This window comes from Sphingomonas sp. Leaf21 (assembly GCF_916858675.1).
Lineage (GTDB): Bacteria > Pseudomonadota > Alphaproteobacteria > Sphingomonadales > Sphingomonadaceae > Sphingomonas.
Window position 1 is genome coordinate 1 of sequence record NZ_CAKASM010000047.1, and the last position, 4180, is coordinate 4180.

Annotated in this window: 4 protein-coding genes and 2 pseudogenes; 3 read left to right on the forward strand and 3 right to left on the reverse strand. The window is 62.9% G+C overall.

Features of this window, described 5'->3' with window-relative positions; genetic code table 11:
* Positions 1-208: 208 nt before the first annotated feature.
* The 3 genes from LRP66_RS18325 to LRP66_RS18140 form a co-directional block, all read right to left on the reverse strand.
* Positions 209-415, reverse strand: a complete 207-nt coding sequence (locus LRP66_RS18325) for a DUF6771 family protein (protein WP_329959314.1) — start codon at positions 413-415, stop codon at positions 209-211.
* Between the two features lie 809 nt (positions 416-1224).
* Positions 1225-1782: a hypothetical protein gene (locus LRP66_RS18135; RefSeq protein WP_004213004.1), complete on the reverse strand. Its 558-nt coding sequence runs from the start codon at positions 1780-1782 to the stop codon at positions 1225-1227.
* Positions 1779-2408, reverse strand: a complete 630-nt coding sequence (locus LRP66_RS18140; RefSeq protein ID WP_004213007.1) for a recombinase family protein — start codon at positions 2406-2408, stop codon at positions 1779-1781. The genes LRP66_RS18135 and LRP66_RS18140 overlap by 4 nt, the downstream gene beginning before the upstream one ends.
* Before the next feature lie 94 nt (positions 2409-2502).
* Here LRP66_RS18140 and LRP66_RS18145 point away from each other — a divergent pair.
* The 3 genes and pseudogenes from LRP66_RS18145 to LRP66_RS18155 all read left to right on the forward strand — a co-directional run.
* Positions 2503-2763: pseudogene (locus LRP66_RS18145) on the forward strand (DUF4158 domain-containing protein); the annotation flags it as partial.
* A gap of 50 nt (positions 2764-2813) precedes the next feature.
* Positions 2814-3997 (forward strand): IS3 family transposase gene (locus LRP66_RS18150; protein ID WP_230483998.1). Its coding sequence is split into 2 segments (ribosomal slippage): positions 2814-3093 and positions 3093-3997, totalling 1185 coding nucleotides; the frame shifts between segments, so codons are not numbered across the junction.
* Between the two features lie 30 nt (positions 3998-4027).
* Positions 4028-4180: pseudogene (locus LRP66_RS18155) on the forward strand (Tn3 family transposase); the annotation flags it as partial.

Consider the following 4180-nt stretch of genomic DNA (forward strand, 5'->3'; position numbering starts at 1 on the left):
GGATGCTGTCGCCCGTCGAGTTCGAACGGCAGCAGGCTTTGATGGCTCAAGGCGTCTAGAAAACTAGGGGCTACTCACTTTGCCCTTATCGAGTAGCTTTAAGCGATCCCCGTCTGTAGCCTCATCGGCCGCTTGGCGCGGCATGGGAGAGCGTCACGATCTGCCGGTTGAGGTGGTCGCGCTCCGCAGTGGAGAGGACCATCGCAGGCTACAGCGGGAGGACGATTTGCCGGCTGTCATGGGGAGGAGGCTGGTCCAGTCGGGCGGCGATGGTCTGCGCCATGTCGCGGGCGGCGCGCTCGCGCAGCCTGACATCGGGCATGGTGATACCGACGCGGGCGAAGCCGCTGCTCGAAAGAATCGCTTCGGCAATGATGTCAGGGTCATAGGGGTCGGTTCCGGCTGAGGGCGAAATGACACCCTAAGCGAAACGGCAAGAAGGGGTGGAAACCCGACATTGTCGCTGCCATGTTACCGGCATGAACCCACGCCTCATATTATCGTTACTCGCGCTCGCCTGCTTATTCGGGTGTGCAAATAGTGAACCGCGAGCGTGCACTCCGCCTGATGCCGCTTGGCGCAAGCCAAATTTAAATCGAGGCTTGCAGGTGATCAGGAACAAAGTCACTCTAGACAGGGCCGGTAAACTCTATTGGAACGGCTCTTTTGTTTCGGCTCAGCAGTTCAATAAGATGCTGTCTGCCGCAAAGAAGCTCAGTCCACAGCCTGAATTTTATCTCGAAGCGGAGATGGGCGCGCCATGTCGAGAACTCGATCGAGTGCGGGACGAAGTCAGCGAGGCTTTGGGATGTCATGATGCGAACGGAGCCTGTGTGGAGGGCTTGCCCGATAACCAGCCTTCCGCATTCAAATGACTGATTTGGGGCGGGCGCAGTCCGTCCGCAATCCAGCGACGACCACTCAACCGCCGGTCAACCTTTTTGGTCGCGCCTTGCCATCGCTTTACGGTAATTCTCCATAGCGGCCTGTTTCGCCGCTTCACGCTGCCCTACGCCATCACTCTGAGGGCCCACCTGCTGGCCGCCAACAGCGACCTGCTGAACGATTTGCGCTTTTCGTTTGGCGCTACTGGTTCGAGATCGGCTAGCGGAGACGACGCTGGACATAGCGCCAACTTACCCCACGTAGCCTCAGGTTGAAAGGTCCGCTTTGGGGCGGATGCTGCCCTTCACCATTCCGCCGGATGGATGTCGATCAAATGGATCAAATGTCAGTGAGATCCTCAGGGTACATCCCACCGCGCTGGCAGAAGAGAGCCCATGTTTCCTTCCCCTGTGCAGTTACGATCATGCGAACCGGTAAATCGACTGCGAGCGCGATAAGGCCGAGGCGGACAAGCGGGCCAATGCTCCTATCGCTGATCACCCTGTCAGGGGTGTACCCTCCTGCCACGAGTGTCCATCCGGGCGTTCCGCGTTCGGTAATAGCCGGAGCGAGATGGCCGTCACGTGGGAGATCGGTATCGCGGCCCAGGGTGTATAGGCAGATACTCCAGAAGGCATCTCGCGGTCGTGGTGGGATCAACGCCCATTCCAGCGGGCCGGCATCATCCTGTTCGGGCGCTTGAACGGCTGCGGCCGGGTCGTCCCGGACTCCATCGCGGTACGCGCGCTCTAGCGCCTGCGCGATGGCGCCAGCAGTGTCGACGGCGATCCCGTACTTCCGATTGTAGCGATCCTTGGCGACAATGCCTCGGGCGATTTCGCGAAACCGCGCCTTGCGCCGGGGATCGGGACGCAGCCGTCCAGACGCCCCGGTCATGTCGTCACCGTGACATCAGGGCTCACGTTACCCCGTGCGCGAGCCACGATCCCGGCGACCGTGTTCTTGCTGAGTCCCAGGTCGCGAGCGATCCAGCGATAGCTCCGCCCCTCGGCGATATGCGCCAACACTTTGGGCGCGAGGCGGTCCGACTTGGGTCGCTCCCCCAGTTGCCGGCCGAGTTTGCGGCCACGTGCCCGCGCTGCAGCAAGGCCAGAGCGGACCCGCTCGCTCAGCATGTCGCGCTCGAACTGGGCTATACCTGCGAGCATCGTCGCCATCATCCGCCCATGCGGCGTATCGACCTCGAACGTCATGCCGCTCATCGCGACCACCGACACGCGCCAGCCCGACAGCCGGTTGAGTGTATCGAGCAGGTCCTGGGTCGAACGCCCCCAGCGACTGAGTTCGGTAACGAGGATCGCATCGATATGGCGTGCCTGCGCCAGCTTCATCACCTCAGCCCGCGCCGAACGGTTTGCCTTCATGCCCGACGCGGTTTCGCGGAAGACCTCGACCACTTCATAGCCGCCACGCTCGGCAAAGCCGGCCAGGTCGCGGAGCTGCCGTTCGCACGACTGGTCGGCTGTCGAAACCCTGGCGTAGATGGCGGCGCGCTGTCCCAATTGAACCCTTCTGGAATTAGGCCTCGAAAAGCCTTGATTTGCGTGGGGTCAGTGTTGTCCAAAACAGACTTCTGTTCAACAGGGACACTGCCGCATGCCGCGACGCCATATCCTGAGCGCCCGGCAGCGGTCGGCGTTGCTCGACCTGCCGACCGACGAGGCATCGCTGCTCCGTCACTACATCCTCGCCGATGATGACCTGATCCATATCGACCGGCGACGTCGCCCCGAGAACCGGATCGGCTTCGCGCTCCAACTGTGCGCGCTGCGCTATCCCGGCCGTATGCTGGCACCAGGTGAGGTGATCCCACTCGCGGTGTCCGCCTTCCTCGGTGCCCAACTCGGTGATCTTCCCCCGGTTTGGCGGACACCGATGATAGGCTCTGCGGAGCCAGGAGGTGTATGATGGCGAGTACGACAAAACGTCGGTTCACTGACGAGTTCAAGCGCGAGGCCGTTGCGCTTTGGGAGACGAGCGGTCGGATGCAGACCGAGGTGGCGGCGGAGCTGGGGATCATGCCGACGATGCTGCGTCGCTGGCAGCGTAAGCAGCAGGAGGGCATCGCTCCGCCGACAAGCCCGGCGGCGAAGCCGCCAGTATCGACCATGGCGTCGCCGGCAGATCAGGCGTCCGAGATTGCGCGGTTGCGCCGCGATCTGGAGCGGGCGCGGATGGAGCGCGACATCTTAAAAAAAGCCGTCGGCATCTTTGCGGAGATGCCACGGTGAAGTTCACTTTTATCGAGCAGCATGCGTCCACCTGGCCGGTGAACGTCATGTGCCGCATGCTCGGCGTGTCGCGGAGCGGCTATTACGATTGGCGCGGTCGCGCACCGAGCGCTCGGACGACAGCGAACCTGGCCCTGCTCCACGATGTCCGCCGCCTTCAGGCGCGCCATCAGGGACGATACGGGTCGCCCAGGATGCATGCCGCCCTGCGGGCGGAGGGCCATCAGTGCAGCCGTGGCCGCGTCGAGCGGCTGATGCGCCGACACCGCATCCGCGCGCTGGCAGGACGCCGGTTTCGGCCCTGCACTACCGACAGCCGCCACTATCTGCCGATCGCGCCGAACCTGTTGGCGCAACGCTTCGTAGCAAATGCGCCGAACCGGATCTGGCTCGCCGACATCACCTATATCGCGACCGGGGAAGGCTGGCTGTATCTGGCCGCGGTGCTCGACCTGGCGACCCGCAAGATCGTCGGTTGGGCGATGCGCGACCATATGCGGACCGAGCTGCCGCTCGCCGCGCTGATGATGGCGGCCCAACGCCAACGACCAGCGCCCGGCCTCATCTGCCATTCGGATCGCGGGTCGCAATACGCGGCCGGTGCCTATGTCGACCACTTGGCGGCAATCGGCGCAACACCCTCGATGAGCCGCACCGGTAATTGCTACGATAATGCCCCGATGGAGAGCTTCTTCCACACCCTGAAGGTCGAACTCGTCCATCAGTGCCGATGGGCGACACAGGCCGAAGCGCGACAGGCCCTGTTCGGATACATCGAAGGCTATTACAACCGGCACCGCATGCACTCGGCCATCGCGTATCTTACGCCCGAACAAGCCGAGCAAAGCATGACCTGCTAACCCTGCGTGTCCGCCGAGACGGGGGAAGATCAGAACGACCTAGCCGCAGCCCTGCGCGAGGTCGGCCGGATCGAGCGTACGCTGTTCATCATCGAATGGATTCTCGACACCGGCATGCAGCGCCGCGCCCAGGTTGGCCTCAACAAGGGCGAGGCGCACCACGCGCTGAAGAACGCGCTGCGC